1 pseudogene is annotated in these 239 nt (G+C 66.9%); it reads left to right on the forward strand.

Annotated features, from left to right (window positions below):
• Positions 1-59: 59 nt before the first annotated feature.
• Positions 60-239 (forward strand): annotated as a pseudogene (locus KVT32_RS31415) (LysR family transcriptional regulator); the annotation flags it as partial.

Consider the following 239-nt stretch of genomic DNA (forward strand, 5'->3'; position numbering starts at 1 on the left):
GTGAGCTCGTCCTCACGCCAGCGGTGGCCAGCGCCGCGCTCTAGCGGCTGGAAGAGGCGTTGGAAACGCGGCTTTTCGTGCGCTCGTCACGTAGCCTGCGTTTGACCAGCGATGGCGTACGCTACCTGGAATATGCGCGCTCGGCGCTATCCACCCTGGGAGCCGGCAAGCACGCAATGGCGCGCGACAAGAGGGGCATTGCCGGCACCTTGTCGCGATCGATCCCGTCCGCCCTGGGC

Origin of the sequence: Achromobacter sp. GbtcB20, from assembly GCF_019091095.1 — a bacterium.
Taxonomy (GTDB): domain Bacteria; phylum Pseudomonadota; class Gammaproteobacteria; order Burkholderiales; family Burkholderiaceae_B; genus Achromobacter; species Achromobacter mucicolens.